We start from the raw sequence: 22,449 nt of genomic DNA, 5'->3' as shown, positions 1-22,449 counted from the left end.
AGGGTTCTCCGGGGTGGCTGCCCAAAGAGACAGGGGCAGCACCGGTTTTGCAACCGGACATTTTAGCGTAGCCGGGCGAAGCCGGCGGGCGACCGCCTCGCCCCCCCTCGGTCAGGGCTTGCCGCTCGCGCCAGCAGCCGGCCGCTACAGCGAATGGCCCAGTTGCCGCAGAAAGCGGTCGCAGGCATCCAACTGATCCAGGGCCACGAACTCGTCGGGCTTGTGCGCCTGCTCGATGGAGCCGGGGCCGCACACCACGGTGGGAATGCCCACGCCCTGGAACAGCCCCGCCTCGGTGCCGTAGGCCACCTTGCGGGTGGCGCGATCCTGGGTCAGGCCGCGCACCAGCTCGGTGATGGCGGCCAGTTCCGAGGCCTCCAGCGCCGGCGCGGCGGCGCCGGTCTCGATCTCGATGCGCGCGTCCGCGTACTCGGCCTGCATGCGCGGCAGCAGTTCCTCGCGCACGTAGCGTTCGACGTCCACCTGGATGCTGTCCGGGGACACGCCCGGCAGGTTGCGGAATTCGTACATGAACTCGCACAGCTCGGGGATGGTGTTGACCGCGATGCCGCCGCGGATCTGGTTGGTGGTCATGGTGGAGAACGGCACGTCGAAGCACTCGTCGTACGGTCCCTTGGCCTTCATGGCATCGGCCAGTTCGCGTATGCGGCAGATCAGCAGCGCGGCGTACTCGATGGCATTGCAGCCGCGCGGCGTCAGCGACGAGTGCGCGGCCTTGCCGTGCACGCGGCAGCGGAACAGGTTGATGCCCTTGTGCGCCACCACCACCTTCATGCCGGTGGGCTCGCCCACCACGCAACCTTCGGGGCGGATGCCACGATCCTTCAGCTCGGCCAGCATGACGGGCGCGCCGGCGCAGCCCACCTCTTCGTCGTACGAAAAAGCCAGATGGATGGGTTTCTTGCGCGGCATGGCCAGGAATTCGGGCACCAGCGCCAGCGACGAGGCGATGAACCCCTTCATGTCGCACGCCCCACGCCCTTGCAGGACGCCGTTCTTCTCGACCAGCTTGAAGGGATCGGACGACCAGTCCTGCCCATCGACGGGCACCACGTCGGTATGGCCGGACAGCACCACACCGCCCTCGGCATTGCCATCCGCCGCCGGCAGCGTGGCGAACAGGTTGGCCTTGGTCTTCTCGGGATTGTGCGCCAGCCAGGCGGCCACGCCCTGCCCCTTGAGATAGTCACGCGCGGTCTCGATCAGGGCCAGGTTCGAGTTCCGGCTGGTGGTGTCGAAGGCGACCAGTTGCTCAAGCCAGGTGCGGGTGTCCATGATGCGGATGTCCGAAGGGCAAACCGCCAGTTTAGGCCAGGATGGCCGCGCGGGCAGGGCGCCGCGGGTTTGTCCTGAGTCCAGGCCCGCGTGGCCTAGCGCCGGTCCGCGCCCGACACCCCGGGAACCGCCAGCAAGGCATCCAGCGCACGGCCTAGCGCTTCGCCGTCGCGCACCTCGACGGTGAACACCATATGGGCCAGGGACTGGCGGCTCTGGGTGTTGACGCCAACCACGTTCAGGCGCAGCCGGGCGAAGACTTCGGAGAGGTCGCGCAGCAGGCCGGAGCGGTCGTGCGCGCGCACGCTGATGTCCACCGGATAGACCGTGTCGGCGGTCTGGCCCCAGGCCACGTCGATCACGCGTTCGGCCTCGCGGGCGGCCAGGGCCCGGTAGCTGGGGCAGTCGGCGCGATGGATGGAAACACCGCGGCCGCGCGTGACGAATCCCGCGATCGCGTCGGGCGGCGCGGGACGGCAGCAGCGGGCCAGTTGGGTCATCAGCGAACCCACGCCCACCACCAGCACGCCGCTCTTGCCGCCGGCCGTGACGCTGCCCGCGCCCGGCGCGTTGGCATGGCGCAGCGCGTGCGGCTGCGGTTCCACGACCGGCGCCGGCTGCTGGAACACGGCGTCGATCTGGCGCAGGCTGAACTCTTCCTTGGCGGCGGCCACGTACAGGTCATCAGCGCGGGCGAAGCCCAGCGTCTGCGCCAGCTGTTCCAGGTTGACCGCGGTCTTGCCCAGGCGCTGCAGTTCCTTTTCGACCAGCGCCTGGCCTTGCGTGATGCGTTGCTGCAACTCGATGGCGTTGAACCAGGCGCGCACCTTGGCGCGCGAGCGCGGCGCGGCCAGGTAGCCCAGTTGCGGGTTGAGCCAGTCGCGCGACGGCCCGCCCGCCTTGGCGGAAATGATCTCGACCGTCTGGCCCGTGGCCAGGCGCGTGTGCAGCGGCACCATCTGGCCGTCCACGCGCGCGCCCCGGCAACGGTGGCCCAGGTCGGTGTGCAGGTGGTAGGCGAAGTCGACCGCCGTGGCGCCCTCGGGCAGCTCGATCACGCGCGCCTGCGGCGTCATCACGTAGATGCGGCCGTCGCCCGTGTGCGCGGTATCGGGCGCATCGTGGCCCTCCGCGGCCCCGACGTCGGCGCCCCAGGCCAGCAGTTGCCGCATCCACGACAGTTGGCGGTCGTAGTCGCTGGAGGCCGCCACCTGGCCGCCCCGCGCGCCGGACTCCTTGTAGCGCCAGTGCGCGGCCATGCCGTATTCGGCGAACTGATGCATCTCGCGCGTGCGGATCTGCACCTCGAACGGCCGGCCGTCGTCGTCGCTGACCACCGTGTGCAGCGAGCGGTAGCCGTTGGGCTTGGGCCGCGAGATGTAGTCGTCGAAGGCCTCGGGAATGGGAGGCCACATTTCGTGCACCAGGCCCAGCACGGCGTAGCAATCGCGCACGTCCTCGACGATGACGCGCAGCGCGCGCAGGTCGAACAACTGGGAGAAATCCAGCGTCTTGACCCGCATCTTGTTCCAGATGCTGTAGATGTGCTTGGGCCGCCCGCTGACCTCGGCGGTGATGCCCGCCCCCTTCAGGGCAGTGCGCAGGCGCTCGATGGCGGCCGCGATGAAGGCTTCGCGCTCGACGCGCTTCTCTTCCAGCAGCTTGGCGATTTCCTTGTAGCGCACGGGCTCCAGGAAGCGGAACGCCAGGTCTTCCATCTCCCATTTCAGTTGCCAGATGCCCAGGCGGTTGGCCAGCGGCGTGTACAGGTCGAGCGTCTCGCGGGCGAAGGACGGATCGCACGGCGCCTTGGTCTCGGCATGCCAGCGCAGGGTCTGCAGGCGCGAGGCCAGGCGCATCAGCACGATGCGCAGGTCGGCCGCCATGGCCAGCAGCATCTTGCGCTGCATCTCTTTCTGGCTGCCGGTATCGGCCGAGGCATCGCTGGCCTGCCGCGCCACCGCGCCCAGGCGCAGCAGCGCGCGGGCGCCATGCACCAGGCGCGCCACCTCGGGGCCGAACTCGGCCGCGACGGGGTCGTTGCGGGGCGCCGGCACGGGCGCCATCGGGTCATGCGGCAGCGAAACCAGCAAGGCGGCGGCGCGTGTCGCGGCGTCGGTCTGCAGGCGGGCCAAGAGGCGCGTCACGCCCGCGGCATGCGTGCGCAGGGGCTCGCCCGTCAGCGCCACCTGGTCGTCGAAGCGCGATTCGGCCCAGGCGGCGGCCCGTTCGACCAGGCGCGCGCCGTCCTCGTCGAGCCCCTGCACGGCGGCCTGGCGCCAGGCGGCGTCGAACGGACCGGGCAAGACGGGATCGGTGGAGACGGACATTGCGCGCGGCGAAAACGGACTGAGGGACAATTTTCTAACTCTACACTAGAGGTCCGAAGCAACCCCAGGAATCCCATCATGTTTCGATGGCTGCGTGGCCGCGGGGCCGCCGCCCCCGATGTGGCCCAGATGCAGGCGCGCATCCCCGACGACCTGTGGCAGCAGGTGCTGTCGACCTATCCGTTCCTCGCCCCGCTGACGGCGCCCGAGCGCGAGCAGTTGCGCGCGCGCTGCGCCTGGCTGCTGGCCAGCAAGAACCTGAACGGCGCGCGCGGCCTGGAACCCACCGATTTCATGCGCCTGGCGATCGCCGCGCAGGCGGCCCTGCCCATCCTGCACCTGCCGCCGTCGCTGTACGAAGGCTGGGACGAGATCATCCTCTACCCCGAAGGTTTCTCCATCCCGCGCCGCCAGATGGATCAGGACGGCGTGGTGCATGAATACCTGGAAGAGGCCGCCGGCGAGGCCTGGGACGGCGGGCCGATCGTGCTGTCCTGGAGCGCCCCCGATCCCGAGGCCGGCGCCTTCAATGCGGTCATCCACGAATTCGCCCACAAACTCGACCTGCACAGCGGCGAGGCCGACGGCATGCCCTCGCTGGCAGCCCATCCCGACATCCAGCCGCGTGTCTGGCGGCAGGTGCTGGAAGATAGCTACGACCGCTATGTGGCCGCACTGGAGGCGGTGGAAGCCGACATTCCCCCCGACGTCGATCCCGAAAGCGAGGACGCCGACGCCTGGTACGCCAGCCTGCCGCTGGACCCGTACGCCGCCACGGACGAGGCCGAGTTCTTCGCCGTCAGTTCCGAGCACTTCTTCATCGATCCGTTGCCGCTGGCGCAGGCCCTGCCGCAGTGGCATGCCCTGCTGCAAGCCTACTACCGCCAGGACACCCTGGCGCGGCTGGCATGAAGACACTGCTGATCGTCTGGCATTCGCGCACCGGCGCGGCGCGCGCCATGGCCACCGCGCTGGAACGCGGCGCCCGGCACGCCGCCCGCGAACTGGAGGCCACGCCGCATCTGAGGGTGGTGCGCCGGCGCGCGGGCCGCGCCCTGCCAGGCGACGTGCTGGATGCCGATGGTTATCTGTTCTGCGCGCCCGAGAACCTGGGCACGCTCAGCGGCGAGATGAAGGAGTTCTTCGACCGCAGTTATTACCCGGCGCTGGACCGCATCGCGGGCCGGCCCTATGGCCTGGCGATCAGCGCGGGCACCGACGGCACGGGCGCGGCGCGCCAGGCCGAGCGCATCTGCACCGGCTGGCGCCTGCGCGCAGCGGCGCCGGCGCTGGTGGCGCGCAATGGCGCGCAGACACCCGACGCGATTCTGGCCGGCAAGACGGTGCCGGCGGCCGTCCTCGCGCAATGCGAGGAACTGGGCGGCCTGCTGGCCGCCACCTTGCTGGCCGGCGTCTGACGACGCCGCCCGTTGCTGCTTAGGCCAGGGCAGCCGTGACGACGATCTCGACCTTGTAGTCGGGATTGGCCAGGCGCGCTTCGACGGTGGCGCGCGGGGGCGAGTTGCCGTCGGCGACCCAGGCGTCCCAGGCCTTGTTCATGCCGTCGAATTCCTTCATGTTGGTCACGAAGATCTGGGCCATCAGGATCTTGGTCTTGTCGGTGCCGGCTTCGGCCAGCAGGCGGTCGATGGTGGCCAGCACCTGGGCCGTCTGGCCGGTGATGTCCAGCGTCGCGTCGTCCGGCACCTGGCCGGCCAGATAGGCCACGCCGTTGTACACGGCCATGTCGGACAGGCGCTTGGCGACGTTGAAACGCTTGATGCTGCTCATGAAGACTTCCCCTTGCGGAAAGAGAGTTTGCGGAAAAGGACTGCGCCGCGCCTTACGCGGGCGCCAACTGGAAGACCTGGCGCAGATAGGCCAGGTAGGCCGGATCGTCGCACATGGTCTTTTCGGGCGCATCGGACACCTTGGCCACCGGCTGCCCGTTGCAGCGGACCATCTTCATGACGATCTGCAGCGGCTCGTGGCCCAGGTCGTTGGTCAGGTTGGTGCCGATGCCGAACGATACCTTGCAGCGCCCGGCGAAGCGGCGCGCCAGCTCGATGGCGCGCGGGAACGTCAGGCCGTCGGAGAACACCAGGGTCTTGGCGCGCGGATCGGTGCGGTTGGCGCGGTAATGCTCGAGCATGCGTTCGCCCCACGTGAAGGGATCGCCCGAGTCGTGGCGCGCACCGTCGAACAGCTTGCAGAAATACATGTCGAAGTCGCGCAGGAAGGCATCCATGCCATAGACATCGGACAGCGCGATGCCCAGGTCGCCGCGGTATTCCTTGGCCCACACCTCGAACGCGAACACCTGCGAATCGCGCAGCCGCGGCCCCAGCGCCTGGCAGGCCTGCAGGTACTCGTGGCCCATGGTGCCCAACGGCAGCACGCCGTGCCGCATGGCCAGCAGCACGTTGCTGGTGCCGGCGAAATGCTTGCCCATCTGCGTTTTCATGGTGGTCACGACTTCCTCGTGCCACATCCTGGAATAGCGCCTGCGCGTGCCGTAGTCGGCCACGCGGAAGTCGGCCAGTTCCGGATCGTCCAACACCAGGTGCATCTTGGACTGCAGCCGGCTGCGCCCTTCTTCCCAGTCCGCATCCTTGCTGGTGTTGCGGAAGTAGACCTCGTTGACGATGGCCAGCACCGGGATCTCGAACAGGATCGTGTGCAGCCAGGGCCCCTCGACCGAGATGAAGATCTCGCCCGGATGATCGGGATCGGGACTGACGCTGATGCAGCGCTCGGGCAGGTGGAACAGCCCCAGGAAATCGACGAAGTCGCTCTTGATGAACCGCAGGTTGCGCAGGTATTCGAGCTCGGCCTCGGTGAACCGCAGTTGGCACAGATGCCGGATCTCCGCGCGGATCTCTTCCAGGTACGGACGCAGATCGATGCCGGGCGTGCGGCACTTGTAGCGATACTGGACCTGGGCAGCAGGAAAATGGTGCAGCACGACCTGCATCATGCTGAATTTGTACAGGTCGGTGTCGAGCAGCGAAGTGATTATCATGATCGCGCGATTCGTTTCGGCAACCATATCACAGAGGGGGCTTGCGAGGGCGGGGCCCTCGCGCTCCCCTGGGGGTATTGCAGCTTGCCCTGTTCGGAGTGCTGATGTGGCACGGTATTCGTTCTTTTGCCGCAGCAATCGCCCCTGCGAAGTCTCGTCCTCGCGCTTTCGCGCTGCGGGCGCGACTTCTCCGGAGCGCTTGCTGCTCCCGACGGAGTACGGTGTCGCGCTGCTTTTCACGACCTCCAAAATGCGCAATGCATCTCTTCATGGGTACGAACTGTGGCCAAAGAAATGTGTTGTGCGGCGCCTGGAATTGAGACGCTTGAGCCTGGGGCATTACGGAGAAGTCACGCCCGGAGCGCGAAAGCGCGAGGACGAGACTTCGCAGTGGTGCCCCAGGCGCGCAAGAACTCAAATCGAGGCACAAAAGAAACCCCTATATCGTTGTCAAGATCGCAACAATGCATCCCACGACATCGACACACCCATTGTTGGGGCGGGGTTATGATCGTGCCGCCCTGGCGCATTAGGTAAAATCTTTCAATTACGCGCCGCCTGTCCGGAGTTCCTGAATGACCCACGTAGTCACCGAAAACTGTATCAAGTGCAAATACACCGATTGTGTGGACGTTTGCCCGGTTGACTGTTTTCGCGAGGGGCCGAACTTCCTGGTGATCGACCCCGACGAGTGCATCGACTGCGCCGTCTGCATCCCCGAGTGCCCGGCCAACGCCATCTATGCCGAAGAGGACGTGCCGCAGGACCAGATGAAATTCATCGCCCTGAACGCCGAGCTGTCCGCCGATTTCCCCAGCATCAGCCGCGCCAAGAAACCGCTGGCCGACGCCGACGACTGGAACGGCAAGGAAGACAAGCTGCAGTACCTCGAGCGCTGAAGCGCACCGGCGGACCGACCTTTGCGCGACCGCCCGAATTGCCGATGACAGACAGCAAGTACACCCGCCAGACCGTCACCCAGGTACGCACCTGGGTGCCCGGCAAACTCTTCTCGGTACGCGTCACGCGCGACCCGGCCTTTGCGTTCCAGCCCGGCCAGTTCGCGCGCGTCGGCCTGCCCGCCGACCCCACCGATCTCCACGCCGAGCCCACCGTGTGGCGCGCGTATTCGATGGTGTCCGCGCCCTCGGCTGACTGGCTCGAGTTCTATTCCATCGTGGTGCCCGGCGGCGAGTTCAGCCCGCGCATGGCGCAGTTGCAACCCGGCGACGCGCTGTACGTGGACAAGACGCCCTTCGGCTTCCTCACGCTCGAACGCTTTCCCACCGGCGACCACCTCTGGCTGCTGGCCACGGGCACCGGCCTGTCGGCCTATCTGTCCATACTGGACGATCCGGCCGTCTGGCAACGCTTCGACCGCATCGTGCTGGCGCACGGCGTGCGCACGGCCGACGAGCTGGCCTACCGCGACGAGATCGCCGCCTGGCAGGCCGCGGCGCCCGGCAAGCTCATCTATCTGCCCATCGCCACGCGCGAAACCCTGCCCGGCATGCCGCAGGAACGCCTGACCACGCTGATCGCCGACGGCCGACTCGAGGAACTGGCCGGGCTGCCGCTGGACCCGGCCCCCGCGCGCGTCATGCTGTGCGGCAATCCCGAGATGCTGGCCGATGCCCGCAAGCTGCTGGGCGAACGCGGTTTCGCGCCCGGGCGGCGCGGCATTCCCGGCACGCTGGCGGTCGAAAACTACTGGTAGGCCGCCGTCCGGCTCTGCCCACCGCCCTTTATCCGGTCCCGACGCCCTTGCCTGCGGCGCCGAATAACGGCCTTCCCAGTCGTTTTTTCGCAACGCAACAGGGGTTTTCAACCACCCGCAACAGACTGTTTGGAAATATCCTTATTTCCCCCAGCACGTAGGCAAGCAAGGAACGATCTCTCCATGCTGTACCAATTGCACGAAATGCAGCGGGCTTTCCTGCGCCCGCTGGCCGAGTTCACCGACGCCGGCTCCCAGTGGTTCTCCAGTCCGTATAACCCCCTGTCCTACACGCCTATCGCGCGCCAGATGGCGGCCAGCCTGGCGCTGGTGCATCGCATCGGCAAGGAATACCACAAGCCCGAATGGCAACTGCACGGCACCGAGATCGACGGCAAGACCGTGGCGGTGCGCGAGACCTGTGCGCTGGACAAGCCCTTCTGCCGCCTGATCCATTTCGAACGGGAACTGCCGCGCAACGCCGCTGCCCGCAAGGATCCGCGCGTGCTGCTGGTGGCGCCGCTGTCGGGCCACCACGCCACGCTGCTGCGCGACACGGTGCGCGCGCTCCTGCCCGCGCACGACGTGTACGTCACCGACTGGGTCGACGCGCGCATGGTGCCGCTGGCCGCCGGCCCGTTCCACCTGGACGACTACGTGCACTACGTGCAGGAATTCATCCGCATGCTGGGCGCGGACACCGACTTGCACGTCATCTCGGTCTGCCAGCCCACGGTGCCGGTGCTGGCCGCCATCTCGCTGATGGCCAGCGCCGACGAGCCTGTCCAGGCCCGCACCATGACGATGATGGGCGGCCCCATCGATCCGCGCCAGTCGCCCACGCAGGTCAACGGCCTGGCCACCACCAAGCCGTACGAGTGGTTCGAGACCCAGTTGATCCACATGGTGCCGGGCAACTACCGCGGCGCCGGCCGGCGCGTCTATCCGGGCTTCCTGCAACACGCCGGCTTCATCGCGATGAACCCCGACCGCCACCTGAAGTCACACTACGACTTCTACCTCGACCTGCTGCGCGGCGACGACGGCGACGCCGAGGCGCACGTGCGCTTCTACGACGAATACAACGCCGTGCTGGACATGCCGGCCGAGTTCTACCTGGACACGATCCGCACGGTGTTCCAGGAGTTCCGCCTGCCCAGCGGCACCTGGGTCGTGGACGGCCAGCCGGTGCGGCCCGCCGACATCCGCAAGACCGCCCTGCTGACCATCGAGGGCGAACTGGACGACATCTCGGGCCAGGGCCAGACCCGCGCGGCCATTGACCTGTGCCGCGGCATTCCGGCCGCCCGCAAGCAGCATTACCTGGCGCAGGGCGCGGGCCACTACGGCATCTTTGCCGGCCGCCGGTGGCGCGAGACGATCTGCCCTAAAATCGCGGCATTCATCCGCCAGTCCTGAGCGGGACAGCGCATCGGGGCCTGCCACGCCGCATCGCGCGGACAGGCCCCACGCCCCAGGCTGCGCGCCTCGCTCTCTTTCACCGCCCATGCCCTCCCTTCCGACGCTCGCCGAGCGCATCGACAGCCTGCTGCCGCAAACGCAATGCACCAAGTGCGGCTATGACGGCTGCCGCCCGTACGCCGAGGCCATCGCCGCCGGCGATGCCGCCATCAACCGCTGCCCGCCGGGCGGCGACGCGGGCATCGCCGCGCTGGCGCAGTTGCTGGACACCCCCGAACTGCCGCTGGACACCGAACGCGGCCAGCCCGGCCCGTTGACGGCCGCCGTCATCGACGAGGCCCACTGCATCGGCTGTACGCTGTGCATCCAGGCCTGTCCGGTGGACGCCATCGTGGGCGCGGCCAAGCGCATGCATACCGTGCTGCCCGATCTGTGCACCGGGTGCGATCTGTGCATTCCCCCCTGTCCGGTCGATTGCATCGCCATGGTGCCCGCCGGGCGCGCGTGGACCCCGGCCGATGCGCAGGCGGCGCGCTCGCGCCACGTCGCGCGCCGCGAACGGCTGGCCCGTGCGCCGGCCGAGCAGCAGCGCCTGATGGCCGAAACGCCGGAGGCACTCGCGCCGCAAACGGACGCCCCCACTGCGCAGACCGCGTCCGCGGACGCCGCGACGGCCGAGCCGGCTGCCGCGCCCGAGGCCGAGGCCGACCGCCGCCGCGCCGCCATCGAATCCGCTCTGGCGCGCGCCCGCGCCCGCCGACAGGCCAACTGACCATGAACGCCGCCAAACGCCGCGAGATCTTCACTCGCCTGCAAGCCGCCAACCCCACGCCCACCACCGAGCTGGAATACGAGACCCCGTTCCAGTTGCTGATCGCGGTGTTGCTGTCCGCGCAGGCCACCGACAAATCGGTGAACCTGGCCACGCGCAAGTTCTTCCCCGCCCACGGCACGCCGCAGGCCCTGCTGGACCTGGGCGAGGAAGGCCTGGCCGACTACATCAAGACCATCGGCCTGTTCCGCACCAAGGCCAAGAACACGATCGCCACGTGCAGGCTGCTGCTGGAACGGCATGGCGGCGAAGTGCCGCGCAGCCGCGAGGCGCTGGAAGCCCTGCCCGGCGTGGGCCGCAAGACCGCCAACGTGGTGCTGAATACGGCATTCGGCGAACCCACCATCGCCGTGGACACGCACATCTTCCGCGTGTCCAACCGCACCGGCATCGCGCCGGGCAAGAACGTGCTCGACGTGGAGTTGAAGCTGGAGAAGGTGATTCCGCCGGAATACCGGCTGGACGCGCACCACTGGCTGATCCTGCATGGCCGCTACGTATGCGTGGCGCGCAAGCCGAAATGCCCGCAATGCGGCATTTCCGACCTTTGCGAATTCAAACAAAAAACTGCTGCGTGAAAGCAGGGCGGCGCGCGCATCGCCTTTCGGCTGGCAGCCACTGAGGGCGATGTTCTCGCCAGGAAGCGGCCCGCCCTCTCTGTCATAAATCTTCCATATCGGCCGGGCCACGCTGCACGGCAACATACTATGAAAAACCCTCATGGATATTTGCCATGGGGGTCCGCATACTCGCCGCAACTACATAAAACGATGTTGGTATGCCGATATGGACGATGCCATCCTGGAGACAAAAAAACTGACCAAGGAGTTTCGCGGCTTCGTGGCCGTGAACGGGGTCGACCTGCGCGTCAAGCGCGGCGAGATCCATGCCTTGATCGGTCCCAATGGGGCAGGCAAGACCACCTGCTTCAACCTGCTCACCAAGTTCCTGTCGCCCACCTCGGGCAGCATCGTCTTCAACGGCGAGGACATCACGCGTGAACGTCCCGCGCAGATCGCGCGCCGCGGCGTCATCCGCTCGTTCCAGATCTCGGCGGTGTTCCCGCACCTGACCGTGCTGGAGAACGTGCGCATCGGCCTGCAGCGCAAGACCGGCCTGTCGTTCCACTTCTGGAAAAGCGAATCGCGGCTGCACAGCCTGGACCGTACCGCGCTGCAGTTGCTGGAGCAGGTCGACCTGGGCGCCTTCGCCAACGAGACCACCGTCAATCTGCCCTACGGCCGCAAGCGCGCGCTGGAGATCGCCACCACGCTGGCGATGGAACCCGAGCTGATGCTGCTGGACGAGCCCACGCAGGGCATGGGCCACGAAGACGTCGACCGCGTCACGCACCTGATCAAGCGCGTCAGCGAAGGCCGCACCATTCTCATGGTCGAGCACAACATGAACGTCGTGTCCTCGATTGCCGACACCATCACCGTGCTGGCGCGCGGCGCCGTGCTGGCCGAGGGCCCGTACGGCGTCGTATCGAAGCATCCGGCGGTGATGCAGGCGTACATGGGCACCACCGATGGTGAACTTCAAGGAGCGCATGCATGAGCCTGCCCGGCCGTCCGAAAGGCGAAATTCCCCCTCGGGGGGACGGCGCACGGCGCCAAGGGGGTAACCCATGAGTACCGCAACGTACGCCATGCCGCATGAAGAACGCGCGGCAGAGAAAGCAACACCGCATGCCTCGGCGGGCACCCCTGCCCTGCAAATCTCGGGCCTGCACGCCTGGTACGGCGAATCGCACATCCTGCACGGCGTGGACATCGAGGTCGCGCGCGGCGAAGTCGTCACGCTGCTGGGCCGCAACGGCGCCGGTCGCACCACCACGCTGCGCGCCATCCTGGGCCTGACCGGTTCGCGCAAGGGGTCGGTGCGCATCAACGGCACCGAGTCGATCGACCTGCCCACCTATCGCATCGCCCATCTGGGCGTCGGCTACTGCCCCGAAGAGCGCGGCATCTTCGCCAGCCTGTCGTGCGAAGAGAACCTGCTGCTGCCGCCTCCCGTGGGCGCACTGGGCGGCGGCATGTCGCTGGCCGAAATCTACGAGATGTTCCCCAACCTGCACGAACGCCGAAACTCGCCGGGCACGCGCCTGTCGGGCGGCGAGCAGCAGATGCTGGCGGTGGCGCGCATCCTGCGCACCGGCGCCAACCTGCTGCTGCTCGACGAGATCTCGGAAGGCCTGGCCCCCGTGATCGTGCAGGCGCTGGCCCGCATGATCACCACGTTGAAGGCGCGCGGCTACACCATCGTCATGGTGGAGCAGAACTTCCGCTTCGCCGCGCCGCTGGCCGACCGTTTCTACGTCATGGAGCACGGCCAGATCGTCGAGCACTTCGACGCCTCGCAACTCGCACAGAAGCAGGACACGCTCAACGAACTGTTGGGCGTCTGAGCAGTACCTGTCTACAAGAAGAAAGCCTGTCACCCGCCGGCACCACGCCGGCACCCCAAAACACAGGAACGAGAGGAGTCATCCCATGAAGTTGCACACCATCACTGCTGCACTGGCCTTTGCCGGCCTGGGATTCGCCGGGCTACCCGCCCAGGCCCAGGGCATTTCCGACGATGTGATCCGCATCGGCTTCATCACCGACATGTCGGGCGTGTATTCCGACATCGACGGCAAGGCGGGCCTGACGGCGATCCAGATGGCCATCGAGGATGCGGGCGGTTCGATCAACGGCAAGAAGATCGAGGTGCTGTCCGCCGACCACCAGAACAAGGCCGACGTGGCCTCGGCCCGCGCCCGCGAATGGTTCGACCAGCAGAAGGTCGACGTGCTGATCGGCGGCACCAACTCCGCCACCAACCTGGCCATGGCCGCCGTGGCCGCCGAGAAGAAGCGTCCCTTCATCTCCATCGGCGCGGGCGCCTCCGACCTGACCAACGCGCAGTGCACCCCCTACACCGTTCACTACGCCTACGACACCGTGGCGCTGGCGCGCGGCACCGGCTCCGCCGTGGTCAAGGACGGCGGCAAGAGCTGGTTCTTCCTGACCGCCGACTACGCCTTCGGCCACGCGCTGGAACGCGACACCACGGCCGTCATCAAGGCCAACGGCGGCGAGATCAAGGGCAACGTCCGCGCCCCGCTGTCGACCACCGACTTCTCGTCCTTCCTGCTGCAGGCCCAGTCCTCGGGCGCGCAGATCCTGGGCCTGGCCAACGCCGGCGGCGACACGGTCAACTCGATCAAGGCCGCCAACGAATTCGGCGTGACCTCGACCATGAAGATGGCCGGCCTGCTGGTGTTCATCAACGACATCCACTCGCTGGGCCTGCAAGCCACCCAGAACATGTACCTGACCGACAGCTGGTACTGGAACCAGGACGACGCCTCGCGCGCCTGGGCCAAGAAGTTCGAGGACAAGGTCAAGCGCAAGCCCTCGTCGCTGCAGGCGGCCGACTACTCGTCGGTGGCGTTCTACCTGAGCGGCGTCAAGGCCACCGGCACCGACGATGCCGACGCGCTGATGAAGTGGATGAAGTCGAACAAGGTCAACGATTTCTACGCCAAGAACGGCGTGGTCCGCGAGGACGGCCGCATGGTGCACGACATGTACCTGATGCAGGTGAAGACGCCCAAGGAATCCAAGGGCCCGTGGGACTACTACAAGGTCGTCGCCACCCTGCCGGGCGATGACGTCTACACCAAGCTGTCGGAATCGACCTGCAAGCTGGTCAAGAAGTAAGTCTTCAGCGCCATCCGGCGCGGCCTCGCATCGTCCGCCAGGCCGCGCCGCGAACTGAATACGCTGTAATCCGCACGCGCGCAGGAATATCCACAAGATGATTTCAGTATTCGGCATACCCATACAGGCGCTGCTGGGACAACTGCTGCTGGGCCTGGTGAACGGCTCGTTCTACGCCATGTTGTCGCTGGGGCTCGCGGTCATTTTCGGCCTGCTCAACGTCATCAATTTCGCACACGGCGCCCTGTACATGCTGGGCGCCTTCGTTGCCTGGATGGGCCTGTCCTATCTGGGCCTGAACTACTGGGTCATGCTGATCCTGGCGCCCATCGTGGTGGGCCTGTTCGGCATCGTGATCGAACGTCTGCTGCTACGGCACCTGTACAAGCTGGATCACCTGTACGGACTGCTGCTGACCTTCGGGCTGACACTGCTGATCGAAGGCCTGTTCCGCAGCGTCTTCGGCGTGTCGGGCCAGCCCTATCCCACGCCCGAGGCGCTGCGCGGCGCCACCAACCTGGGCTTCATGGTGCTGCCCAACTACCGCGCCTGGGTGGTGGTGGCTTCCATCGCGGTGTGCCTGACCACCTGGTTCGTGATCGAGCGCACCCGGCTGGGCGCGCTGCTGCGGGCGGGCACCGAGAACCCGCGCCTGGTCGAGGCCTTCGGCGTGAACGTGCCCCGCATGATCATGCTGACCTACGGCTTCGGCGTGGCGCTGGCGGGCTTCGCCGGCGTACTGGCGGCCCCCGTGCTGCAGGTGTCGCCGCTGATGGGCTCGAACCTGATCATCGTGGTGTTCGCCGTGGTCGTGATCGGCGGCATGGGCTCCATCATGGGCGCCATCGTCACCGGCCTGGGCCTGGGCGTCATCGAAGGCCTGACCAAGGTGTTCTGGCCCGAGGCGTCCAGCACCGTCGTCTTCATCATCATGGCCATCGTGCTGCTGCTGCGCCCCGCCGGGCTGTTCGGAAGGGAAAAATGAACCGTCAACTGCTGGGCTACGTCTTGGCGGCCGTCATCGTGGCGGCGCTACCTTTCATGGGCGTCTATCCGATCTTCGTCATGAAGGTCCTGTGCTATGCACTGTTCGCCTGCGCCTTCAACCTGCTGCTGGGCTACACCGGCCTCTTGTCCTTCGGCCACGCGGCCTTCCTGGGCAGCGCGGCCTACGCGGCCGGCCATGCCATCAAGATCTGGGGCCTGCCCACCGAGCTGGGCGTGCTGTTCGGCGTGGCCGTGGCGGCGTTGCTCGGGCTGGTGATGGGTCTGATCGCCATCCGCCGCAGCGGCATCTACTTCGCCATGATCACGCTGGCGCTGGCGCAGATGGTGTTCTTCTTCTTCCTGCAGGCGCGTTTCACGGGCGGCGAGGATGGTTTGCAGAGCATCCCGCGCGGCACGCTGCTGGGCGTGCTCGACCTGTCGCAAGACCTGAACCTGTACTACGTGGTGATGGCCGTGTTCGCCATCGGCTACTTCATCATCTGGCGCACCGTGCACTCGCCCTTCGGACAGGTGCTCAAGGCCCTGCGCGAGAACGAACCGCGCACGCTGTCGCTGGGTTACGACGTGGACCGCTTCAAGCTGCTGGCCTTCGTGCTGTCGGCCGCGCTGGCCGGCCTGGCGGGCGCCACCAAGTCGCTGGTGTTCGTGTCGGCCACGCTGTCCGACGCCACCTGGCAGATGTCCGGCCTGGTGATCCTGATGACGCTGATCGGCGGCCTGGGCACGCTGACCGGCCCGGTCATCGGCGCCTTCATCGTGGTGATGCTGGAGAACAAGGTCGGCGACTTCGGCCGCGGCCTGGCCAGCCTGACAGGCATCGACTGGTTCAATCAGCTGGGCGAATCGGTCACCATCGTGATCGGCCTGATCTTCGTGGTGTGCGTGATGGCGTTCCGGCGCGGCCTGGTCGGCGAAGTCGCGGCGCTGTACGCGCGGCGCAGGTCGGCATCGGCAGCGGCAAAAGCCTGACGCGCCCGGCGGCGGGATCGGCATCCCGGCGCTGCTCCCGATGCCGCATGCGCCATGCACGCAGGCCTGCCGCCTGCCGCTCGCTCACAGCCGCTTACCAAGCGTCGCGCGGCAGGGACGCGCCCCCTGCCCATGGCTCGTAGAATGAGCGGCTGACTATCCACCAGCCGCCCTCAGCTTCGGCGGCATGCCTGCCCAGGAGCCCTGCCGATGCGCGCAACCCCCATTTCCAAACTGGCGCTGGCCGCCTGCCTTACCTTGGCGGCGGCGCTGCCTGCCGCGGCCTCGGCCGCCACCGAGGGTCCGCGGTGCGAAGTGCAGCGTCCCGTGCGCTTCACCGGCCTGAACTGGGAATCGAACCTGGTGCTGGCAGGCATCGAACGCTTCATCCTGGAAAAGGGCTACGGCTGCAAGACCCAGGTCGAACCCGGCGAAACCCTGGCCATGCTGACCGCGCTGCAGCGCGGCGACGTGGACGTCACACCCGAAGTATGGCCCGGCCAGATCGAAGGCGCCTGGACCAAGGCCCTAGCCTCGAAGAAGGTGATCGGCGTGGGACAGGTCTACGAGGCCGGCGAAGGCTGGTACATCCCACGCTACACCGCCGAACGCCATCCCGATCTCAAGCGCGCCGCCGACCTGGCCCGCTACAAGGACACGTTCACCGATCCCGAGGAACCCGGCAAAGGCCGCATCTACGGCTGCCCTGCCGGCTGGGCCTGCGGCACGCTGAACGACAACCTGATCCGCGCGCTGAAGCTGGACCAGCGCTACACCATGTTCGCCCCCGGCTCGGGCGCCGCGCAGAAAGCCGCCATCGTCTCGGCCTACAAGCGCAAGCGGGACATCGTCTTCTACTACTGGACGCCGACGGCGCTGGTGGGCGCGCTGGACCTCGTGAAACTGGAACTACCCCCGTTCGATCCGCAGGCCTACCGCTGCATCACCGATCCCAAGTGCGCGAATCCCGTAGCCACCGAGTTCAAGGCCCAGCCGGTCGTCACCGGCCTGAACGCGGATTTCGCACGGCAGGCGCCGCAGCTGCAGGCCTTCTTCTCGTCCATCAAGATCTCCAGCAAGGCCATCGACGGCACGCTGGGCTGGCTGGAAAACGAAGGCGCCGAGCCCGAGGACGCCGCCAGGTACTTCCTGAAGACTTATGGCGACGAATGGAAAACGTGGGTGCCCGCCGAGGTCGCGCAGCGGGTGCAAGCCGCGCTGTAGCGCGGCCAGGGCCGGCGCCATGCCGCATGCCGGCCGGTTCCCTGGCTGCGCGAGGCGCTCTTCAAGGTTGACAGACCCAGCCCCCTTGATGGAGTCTTCCTCGCCTTGTTGGCGGCGGGTTGGCAGGCTATCCTTGCCTGCCTTTCGAATACCCTTCATGACAATGCTGACCGGCGCTGGGCTTTCTCCGTTCTTCTGGCGCGTCCAACCCATCGGCTGGCTGGCGCTGGGGGCCATCGGCTTCTGGATCCGCAGCGCGGCCTTCGCCAATCCCACGCTGGCGCTGGCGTTGACCACCACCCTCGATACGCTGGGCTTCATCGGCACGAGCGCGGCGGCCGTGCTGCATGTGCGTTATGCCGGCGGGGCCCGGCGCCTGTACGTCCTGCTGGCCGCCGTCACGGCCTGCGTCATGGGCGCCTTCCTGCTGGGGTTGCTGGGCACCGCGATACGAGACCTGTTTCCGATGGGCGCCTCGGCCATCATGCCGCGCAGCACCTTCTCGCTGGGGTTCGTCTATTACCTGGGCGTGCTGTGCATCTGGGCATTGGCCTATTACGGCTTCAGCGCCGAGCTGGACGTGCGCACCGAACGCCTGTCCGAGGCCCAGGCGCGGCAGAAGGAACTCGAACACCTGCAACGCCAGGTCGAGCCGCATCTGGTCCTGAACACGCTGCACGCCATCCAGGCCGAGATCGCCACGCGGCCCGCGCGGGCACAGGAACTGGCGGGGCAACTGGCCGATTACCTCGAATACGCGCTGGACAGGCACGGCAACACCCTGTGCAGCGTGCAAGAGGAGGTCGCGGCGGTGCGGAATTTCGTCGGCATCCAGACGCAACGGCTGGGGGAGCGTTTTTCATGCCGCTACGACGTGGACGCCGCCGCGTTGGGCAAGCGCCTGCCGCACATGACCTTGCCCGCCCTGGTCGAACATGCCGTGCGGCAAGGCCAGCGCGCGGGCGATGCGCCGTTCCACGTGCAGGTGCAGGTATGGATGCGGGACTCGGTGCTGGAAATCGAAGTGGACAATCCGGGCCATCTGTCCGGCACGTTCGACCCCTCGCGCGCCGGGCCGGTGTTGGACAATCTGAACCAGCGGCTGGCGCAGTGCTATCCGGAACGCTACAGCCTGACGATGGAACAGCAGGCCGACCGCAGCGTGACACGGCTGTCGGTGCACGGCGAGCCGAGCTTCGTCTGATCGCCGCCGGCGCCTCCCGCCTCGAACCGCCAAGCGGTGGACGCCGCCCTACTCTTTCTTGCCCAGCCCCAGATAGCTCTCGATCACGCGGGGATTGCCCGCCAGTTCGCGGGCGGGGCCGTGCAGCACGATCTCGCCGGTTTCCAGCACATAGCCGTAGTCGGCCACCTGCAACGCGGCGCGCGCGTTCTGTTCGACCAGCAGGATCGCCACGCCCGTCTCGCGCAGGCGCGCGATGATGTGGAAGATCTCGCGCACGATGCGCGGGGCCAGGCCCAGGCTGGGCTCGTCCAGCATCAGCAGGCGCGGCTTGGCCATCAGCGCGCGGCCCACAGCCAGCATCTGGCGCTCGCCGCCGGACAGCGTGCCGGCCTGCTGGCCGCGCCGCTCACGCAGGCGCGGGAACAGCGTGAAGACCTCTTCCAGCGTGTCGCGCCAGCCGCTCTCGCGCGCGCGATAGCGGCGGAAGCCGCCCAGCAGCAGATTGTCTTCCACCGACATGCTGCCGAACAGTTCGCGGCGCTCGGGCACCAGCGACATGCCGGCCGAGACGCGGCGCTCGACCTGCCAACCCGACACGTCGGTGCCGGCGTACTGCACCTGACCCGTGGCGTGGCCGGTCTGCGGCAAGGCGCCCATCACCGCGTTCAGCATGGTCGACTTGCCCGCGCCGTTGGCGCCGATCACGGTGACGATGCTGCCGGCGGGCACGCTGATGACCGCGTTGGTCAGCGCGCCGACCTTGCCATAGCGGGCCGACAGATCGCGCACTTCCAGGATGGACTGCTGTTGATCGCTCATCGCGTGCCTCCCGCCACGGCGGGCGCCGCCTGCACCGACTCGGGCAGGTCGTCGTCGATACCGCCCAGGTAGGCCTCGAGAACGGCGGGATTCTGCTGCACCTCGGCCGGCACGCCTTCGGCCAGCTTGGTGCCGAAATCCATCACCACCAGGTGATTGGTCAGGCGCATGACGAAATCCATATCGTGTTCCACCAGCAGGATGCTCATGCCCTCGGCGCGGAGTTGCTCCAGCACCTGGGCCAGTTCCTGCTTTTCCTTGTAGCGCAGGCCCGCCGCCGGTTCGTCCAGCAGCAGCAGCAGGGGGTCGCCGGCCAATGCCCGGGCGATTTCCAGGATGCGTTGCTGGCCCAGCGCCAGGTTGCCCGCCTGTTCGTACAGGTAGTCGCCCAGGCCCACCCGCTGCAGTTGCTTCGCGGCCTCGTGCAGCAGACGGGCTTCCCGCGCCCGGTCGGTGTGCAGGGCGCCGGCCATCACGCCCACATCGGAACGCAGGTGCGCGCCCAGGGCCACGTTCTCGAGTACCGACATTGTCGGCAGCAGTTGCACGTGCTGGAAAGTACGGCCCACGCCGGATTGCGAGATGACGCGCGCCGACTTCCCGTCGATGCGTTCCCCCAGGAAGCGCACCTGGCCGCTGGTCGCCGGCAGCACGCCGCTGATCAGGTTGAAGGTGGTGCTCTTGCCCGCGCCGTTGGGACCGATCAGGCCCATGATCTCGCCCGCGCGCACCTTGAACGAGATGTTGTTCACCGCGACCAGGCCACCGAACTGCTTGCGGATACTGTCGACCTCGAGCACCAGCGCCCCGCCCTGCGGGCGCTCGCGCTGCGGCAGCGCCGGCGCCTCGGGCGGCGCGGGACGGCTGCGGCGCGAACCGCCGCCGCCGATGCGCTCCCACCAGCCCGACAAGATGGGCCACAGGCCGCTGCTGGCATATTGCAGCATCAGGATCATCAGCACGCCGAACACGATCAGCTCGAAGTTGGCGTCGCTGCCCAACAGCGAGGGCAGCCAGTTCTGCAACTGGTCCTTCAGCGACAGGATCAGTGCCGACCCCAGCAGCGCGCCCCATACGTGGCCCGCGCCGCCCACCACCGCCATGAACAGATACTCGATGCCGTAGTTCAGGCCGAACGGGCTGGGGCTGACGGCGCGCTGCATGTGGGCGTACAGCCAGCCCGACACGCACGCCAGCAACGCGGCCCACACGAAGATGATGATCTTGTACGAGGCCGTGTTCACGCCCATCGACTCGGCCATGCCTGCGCCGCTTTTCAGCGCGCGGATGGCGCGGCCGGGCCGCGAATCCAGCAGGTTGCGCGTGCCCCACAGGGCCAGCAGCACGCAGACCCAGATCAGGAAATAGATGTTGCGGCCGCTGGCAAGCGACAGGCCGAAGAACGCCAGCGGCTCGATGCCGGCGATGCCGTCGTGCTTGCCCAGCGCGTCCAGGTTGCCGAACAGGTAATACAGCGACAGCGCCCAGGCAATGGTGCCCAGCGGCAGGAAGTGACCCGACAGGCGCAGCGTGATCTGGCCCAGCAGATACGCCACCAGCGCCGTCAGCACCAGGCCGATCGGCAGCGCCAGCCACGGCGACACGCCGTAATGCGTGGACAGCAGCGCGGTCGTGTAGGCGCCCAGGCCCACGAAGGCCGCCTGGCCGAACGAGGTCAGGCCGCCCACGCCGGTCAGCAGCACCAGGCCCAGCGCCACCAGGCTGGCCAGCCCGATGTAGTTGAGCTGCGTGATCCAGAACTCGGGAGTGAACGGAAGCAGCGGCAGCGCCGCCAGCACGACGAGAAAGACGATCGTCAGGATACGGTTCATGATGCTTATTCCTCGTCGTCCACGTGATGGCTGCCGAACGAGCGCCAGATCAGCACCGGGATGATCAGCGTGAAGACGATGACTTCCTTGTAGGCGCTGGCCCAGAAAGATGAATAGGATTCGAGCAGGCCCACCAGCACCGAACCGGCGGCGGCCACGGGATAGCTGGCCAGGCCGCCGATGATGGCGCCGACGAAGCCCTTCAGGCCGATCAGGAAGCCGGTATCGTAGTACACCGTGGTGATGGGCGCGATCAGCATGCCGGACATGGCGCCGATGGCCACGGCCAGCGTGAAGGTCAGGCTGCCCGACATCGACGTGCTGATGCCCACCAGGCGGGCGCCGCGGCGGTTGACCGCGGTGGCGCGCAGCGCGCGGCCATACAGCGTCTTGCCGAAGAACAGCCACAGCGCGACGATCAGCAGCGCGCAGGTCGCCACCACGAACAGGCTCTGCGCCGACCAGGTGCCGAAGCCCAGGTCGACCTGGCCCGACACGAAGGCCGGCGTGCGCCAGCCCTCGGCGCCGAAGAACACCAGCGCCAGACCCATCAGCGCGAAGTGCAGCGCCACCGAGACGATCAGCAGCACCAGCACCGTGGCCTCGGCCAGCGGCTGGTAGACGATGCGGTAGACCATGGGGCCCATGGGAATGACCAGCGCCAGCGTCAGCAGCATGTTCAGCCACAGCGAGGTGTCGGGGCCGACGTAGGCCGAGGTCAGCGCCAGCAAGGCCAGCGGCAACGCCACACAGCCCAGCAGCACCTTGGGCAGGCCCGCCCAACTGCCCGTGCGCGCGGCGCGGACCAGTTCGAGCAGGGTGACCACGCCGCCCAGCAGGGGCAGCAGGTACACGGTGCCGGGCATCTTGCCGTCGACCAGCATGGCCAGCGTCAGCGCGCCGAACGCGACGAACTCGCCCTGGGGAATGAAGATGACGCGCGTGACGGCAAACACCAGTACCAGCGCCATGCCCAGAAGGGCATAGATCGCGCCGTTGACGATGCCGTCCTGCAGCAGGATCAGCGCAATTGTGGAATCCATCTATACGACCTGTTGATTTTCCTGGCGCTCCGACCCCGA

At 67.3% G+C, this 22,449-nt stretch carries 21 protein-coding genes; 14 read left to right on the top strand and 7 right to left on the bottom strand.

What is annotated here, in order from left to right:
- Positions 1–144: 144 nt before the first annotated feature.
- Both argE and A7W11_RS14535 read right to left on the bottom strand, forming a co-directional pair.
- Positions 145–1,296, bottom strand: a complete 1,152-nt coding sequence (argE, locus tag A7W11_RS14540) for an acetylornithine deacetylase (RefSeq protein WP_066413582.1) — start codon at positions 1,294–1,296, stop codon at positions 145–147.
- Positions 1,297–1,391: 95 nt separating this feature from the next.
- Entirely contained in the window at positions 1,392–3,626 is a 2,235-nt protein-coding gene (locus A7W11_RS14535) for a RelA/SpoT family protein (protein ID WP_066413576.1), read from the bottom strand.
- A 78-nt stretch (positions 3,627–3,704) separates the two neighbouring features.
- Between A7W11_RS14535 and A7W11_RS14530 the strand changes: the two genes are divergently transcribed.
- Complete coding sequence (locus A7W11_RS14530) at positions 3,705–4,538, top strand: M90 family metallopeptidase (RefSeq protein WP_066413573.1); 834 nt, start codon at positions 3,705–3,707, stop codon at positions 4,536–4,538.
- Positions 4,535–5,044: a flavodoxin family protein gene (locus A7W11_RS14525; protein ID WP_066413571.1), complete on the top strand. Its 510-nt coding sequence runs from the start codon at positions 4,535–4,537 to the stop codon at positions 5,042–5,044. The genes A7W11_RS14530 and A7W11_RS14525 overlap by 4 nt, the downstream gene beginning before the upstream one ends.
- Before the next feature lie 19 nt (positions 5,045–5,063).
- Here the strand turns inward: A7W11_RS14525 and A7W11_RS14520 are convergent, their stop codons facing one another.
- Both A7W11_RS14520 and pncB read right to left on the bottom strand, forming a co-directional pair.
- Positions 5,064–5,417, bottom strand: coding sequence for a RidA family protein (locus A7W11_RS14520; RefSeq protein ID WP_066413569.1), 354 nt, complete (start codon positions 5,415–5,417; stop codon positions 5,064–5,066).
- 52 nt (positions 5,418–5,469) lie between these two features.
- Complete coding sequence (pncB, locus tag A7W11_RS14515) at positions 5,470–6,648, bottom strand: nicotinate phosphoribosyltransferase (protein WP_066414111.1); 1,179 nt, start codon at positions 6,646–6,648, stop codon at positions 5,470–5,472.
- Between the two features lie 575 nt (positions 6,649–7,223).
- Here pncB and fdxA point away from each other — a divergent pair.
- The 12 genes from fdxA (at position 7,224) to A7W11_RS14455 (ending at position 18,734) form a co-directional block, all read left to right on the top strand.
- Entirely contained in the window at positions 7,224–7,547 is a 324-nt protein-coding gene (fdxA, locus tag A7W11_RS14510; protein WP_066413567.1) for a ferredoxin FdxA, read from the top strand.
- Between the two features lie 44 nt (positions 7,548–7,591).
- Positions 7,592–8,365, top strand: coding sequence for a ferredoxin--NADP reductase (locus A7W11_RS14505; RefSeq protein ID WP_066413558.1), 774 nt, complete (start codon positions 7,592–7,594; stop codon positions 8,363–8,365).
- 183 nt (positions 8,366–8,548) lie between these two features.
- Positions 8,549–9,784, top strand: coding sequence for a polyhydroxyalkanoate depolymerase (locus tag A7W11_RS14500; RefSeq protein ID WP_066413555.1), 1,236 nt, complete (start codon positions 8,549–8,551; stop codon positions 9,782–9,784).
- An 88-nt stretch (positions 9,785–9,872) separates the two neighbouring features.
- Complete coding sequence (gene rsxB, locus A7W11_RS14495; RefSeq protein ID WP_066413553.1) at positions 9,873–10,559, top strand: electron transport complex subunit RsxB; 687 nt, start codon at positions 9,873–9,875, stop codon at positions 10,557–10,559.
- 2 nt (positions 10,560–10,561) lie between these two features.
- Positions 10,562–11,197: an endonuclease III gene (gene nth, locus A7W11_RS14490; RefSeq protein ID WP_066413552.1), complete on the top strand. Its 636-nt coding sequence runs from the start codon at positions 10,562–10,564 to the stop codon at positions 11,195–11,197.
- A 208-nt stretch (positions 11,198–11,405) separates the two neighbouring features.
- Positions 11,406–12,179, top strand: coding sequence for an ABC transporter ATP-binding protein (locus A7W11_RS14485; RefSeq protein WP_066413551.1), 774 nt, complete (start codon positions 11,406–11,408; stop codon positions 12,177–12,179).
- Positions 12,180–12,270: 91 nt separating this feature from the next.
- The gene (locus tag A7W11_RS14480) at positions 12,271–13,029 is read left to right on the top strand and encodes an ABC transporter ATP-binding protein (protein WP_066413548.1); all 759 of its coding nucleotides are present in this window, start codon (positions 12,271–12,273) and stop codon (positions 13,027–13,029) included.
- An 85-nt stretch (positions 13,030–13,114) separates the two neighbouring features.
- Positions 13,115–14,329 carry an ABC transporter substrate-binding protein gene (locus A7W11_RS14475; RefSeq protein WP_066413545.1) on the top strand — a complete coding sequence of 405 codons (1,215 nt, stop codon included), beginning with the start codon at positions 13,115–13,117 and terminating at the stop codon, positions 14,327–14,329.
- 97 nt (positions 14,330–14,426) lie between these two features.
- Positions 14,427–15,314: a branched-chain amino acid ABC transporter permease gene (locus tag A7W11_RS14470; protein WP_066413543.1), complete on the top strand. Its 888-nt coding sequence runs from the start codon at positions 14,427–14,429 to the stop codon at positions 15,312–15,314.
- The gene (locus A7W11_RS14465; protein ID WP_066413542.1) at positions 15,311–16,306 is read left to right on the top strand and encodes a branched-chain amino acid ABC transporter permease; all 996 of its coding nucleotides are present in this window, start codon (positions 15,311–15,313) and stop codon (positions 16,304–16,306) included. The genes A7W11_RS14470 and A7W11_RS14465 overlap by 4 nt, the downstream gene beginning before the upstream one ends.
- Positions 16,307–16,516: 210 nt before the next feature.
- Positions 16,517–17,530, top strand: a complete 1,014-nt coding sequence (locus A7W11_RS14460) for an ABC transporter substrate-binding protein (protein WP_066413540.1) — start codon at positions 16,517–16,519, stop codon at positions 17,528–17,530.
- 157 nt (positions 17,531–17,687) lie between these two features.
- Positions 17,688–18,734, top strand: coding sequence for a sensor histidine kinase (locus A7W11_RS14455; RefSeq protein WP_162270274.1), 1,047 nt, complete (start codon positions 17,688–17,690; stop codon positions 18,732–18,734).
- 48 nt (positions 18,735–18,782) lie between these two features.
- Here A7W11_RS14455 and A7W11_RS14450 read toward each other — a convergent pair whose 3' ends face one another.
- From A7W11_RS14450 to A7W11_RS14440, 3 genes are read right to left on the bottom strand one after another with little or no spacing between them, the layout of a single operon-like run.
- A complete protein-coding gene (locus A7W11_RS14450) occupies positions 18,783–19,535 on the bottom strand; it encodes an ABC transporter ATP-binding protein (protein WP_066413537.1) in 753 nt (250 codons plus the stop codon).
- Positions 19,532–21,367: a branched-chain amino acid ABC transporter ATP-binding protein/permease gene (locus A7W11_RS14445; RefSeq protein WP_066413532.1), complete on the bottom strand. Its 1,836-nt coding sequence runs from the start codon at positions 21,365–21,367 to the stop codon at positions 19,532–19,534. Before A7W11_RS14445 ends, A7W11_RS14450 begins: the two co-directional genes overlap by 4 nt.
- A 5-nt stretch (positions 21,368–21,372) precedes the next feature.
- Complete coding sequence (locus tag A7W11_RS14440; RefSeq protein WP_066413529.1) at positions 21,373–22,410, bottom strand: branched-chain amino acid ABC transporter permease; 1,038 nt, start codon at positions 22,408–22,410, stop codon at positions 21,373–21,375.
- Between the last annotated feature and the right edge of the window lie 39 nt (positions 22,411–22,449).

This window comes from Bordetella ansorpii (genome assembly GCF_900078315.1).
Classification (GTDB): Bacteria; Pseudomonadota; Gammaproteobacteria; order Burkholderiales; family Burkholderiaceae_B; genus Bordetella; species Bordetella ansorpii.
This window is presented reverse-complemented; position numbering and strand designations above follow the sequence as displayed.